The following is a 2,322-nucleotide window of genomic DNA, read 5'->3' on the forward strand; positions in this document are numbered from 1 at the left end:
AGGCATTAAGGCTGTCCATGATAAAAATCGGGGGGCGCGCTTTTCAAGTCAAAGCAAAATCCCAACCTGCCTAACAAGTTATAATTAAAAAATTGGCGAAAATGCCAATATCTACCCCTTTAGAAACCCAAAAGCCTTCTGGCGCTTTCAGCAGCTATCAGAAGGGTGGTGAGCCATGCACGACTGATAACGAAAGTTATGGTGCTTGACTGCTTGGATGAATGATAAAAAGGGGACTAGACATGCGTCTGCGCGATTTCAAACGATATCCATCGGTTTCTCTGCCAGTGATCCTGGCCTGTCTTTTGACCGCCTCACCGGCCGTCTCCGCAAGCGGTGACCTGGCCTTGATCAATGGCGATGTCAAAACCCCCAAAGGCTGGTCTCAGGCGGTCGGCATATCCAACGGTAAAATTATCGCCGTCGGCACATCGGCTGATGTTCAAAAAGCGCTCGGGAAAGATGCAAAAGTCATTGATCTGATGGGCAAAACCGTCGTGCCGGGGATGCATGACATGCATGCCCATCCGATGATGGCCGGGATTTTACTGTCCAGCTGCACGTTCGAGCAGGGCTCTGATCTCGCAGCTATGAAAAAGGCCATCTCGGACTGTGCAAAAAAGAAGAAGCCCGGCGAATGGATCAGCGGCGGACAGTGGCAGGCGGGTTCACTGAAAGACAGTGAGCTCAACAAGGAAACACTTGATGCCATAGCCCCGGACAACCCGGTCTCGCTCGTGGATATCAGCGGCCACAGCCTATGGGTCAACAGCCGCGCCCTGGCTTTGGCCGGCATCACCAAAGACACCAAAAATCCCGAAGGCGGAATCATTGAACGAGACGCCAAAGGAGAAGCCACAGGGATTCTCCGCGAAAGCGCACGCGATGTCCTGCGCAAAGTCCTTCCCAAAGCCGGCCTGGCGGAAAACACCGCGGCGCTGAAAACCGCGCTGGATATCATGACATCTTTCGGCATCACCACCGTGGTTGACGCCATGGTCACGCCGGAATCCCTGGCCGCTTATGTCCATCTGGCCGAAACCACCGGCATCGAACCGCGCGTTCGCGGCTGCTATGTGTGGCGCGACAACAATCCAGATTTTGAACGCGACGTGGCCAATCGCACCAGTTTCACCCGTGTCAATTTCAAGCTGGATTGCGTCAAGGTGTTCATGGATGGCGTCCCCACCGACAGCCATACGGGCGCTATGCTCGAGCCCTATGATCATTACGAAAATATGGACCCGAAAAAGCCAGCCCGGGGCCTTCTTCTGGCCCAGGCCGATGAGCTGAATCCGCTGGTAACGCGGCTCGACAAGGCAGGCGTCACGGTTAAATTCCATGCCGCTGGTGACTGGGCCGTACGCTCGGCGTTTGATGCGGTCGAAGCGGCCCGTAAAGCCAATGGTCTGAAGGGTCCCTTGCATGATGTGGGGCATCTGACCTTTGTTTCGGAACAGGATATCAAGCGCGCCAAACCACTGAATGCAACACTGGAATTCTCACCTTATCTGTGGTTCCCGCAGCCCATTACCAAGGACATCATCAAAGTCACCGGTGCCAAACGTAATGAACGGGCCTGGCCGGTGGCGGAAGGTGTCAAATCCGGCGCCCTCGTCGTGGCCGGATCAGATTGGTATGTGATCCCGACCCCCAACCCCTGGATCGCCGTTGAGACACTGGTGACCAGAAAAGCGCCCGGTGGCAAAGGCGAGGCCTATGGTCCAAAGGAAGCCATCACACTGGATGACGCCATGATCATCTTCACCAGCAACGGTGCCAGACAATTCGGCAATGCTGCTGCATCGGGCACGATCGAGACTGGCAAGATCGCCGATCTCGCGATTATCGACCGCAACCCTTATAAAATTCCGATCACCGACGTCCATAACATCAAGAACCTGTACACGATCATAGACGGCAAAATTATCTATGACGCGAGTCAGGCAAAATAACCAAACACAGAAACAATTAATTTGGGAATGCCAACATATTTGAGACTGCGTCATGCAGTCTCAAATATGTTGCTCCTCTGTCTCGGACAATGAGCATTCCCCCACTTTCGGGGCGCGCCCCGCGTCCTTGGCCATCGGGGGCTGGCTATGCCGGGCGCCGACGCGGTCGCCGTCCTGGTCGACGAAAATACGCTCACTCGCGCCTTGGAGATCGTCATATTGGCCGCTTTTGAGGGACCAGAAGAATGCCGCGAGCGCCGCTCCGCCCAGCAGCAAGGCCAGCGGGACGAGAAAGATCAGACTGCTCATTCAGCGCTTCCAGTTTATGGTTGGTGCGGACATAGCCGGAGCAAAATCAGCATCCCGG

Annotated in this window: 1 protein-coding gene and 1 pseudogene; one reads left to right on the forward strand and one right to left on the reverse strand. The window is 55.1% G+C overall.

The annotated features are described in order from the left end of the window. Window positions 1–242: 242 nt before the first annotated feature. On the forward strand, window positions 243–1,955 hold the full coding sequence (locus NYP16_RS14385; RefSeq protein ID WP_274944856.1) for an amidohydrolase: 1,713 nt from the start codon (window positions 243–245) through the stop codon (window positions 1,953–1,955). A gap of 165 nt (window positions 1,956–2,120) precedes the next feature. On the opposite strand, the pseudogene ccoS reads toward NYP16_RS14385, so the two are convergent. After that, window positions 2,121–2,264, reverse strand: a pseudogene (gene ccoS / locus NYP16_RS14590) (cbb3-type cytochrome oxidase assembly protein CcoS); the annotation flags it as partial. Window positions 2,265–2,322 lie beyond the last annotated feature (58 nt).

The sequence above is a fragment of the Govania unica genome, assembly GCF_027920805.1.
Classification (GTDB): Bacteria; Pseudomonadota; Alphaproteobacteria; order Sphingomonadales; family Govanellaceae; genus Govanella; species Govanella unica.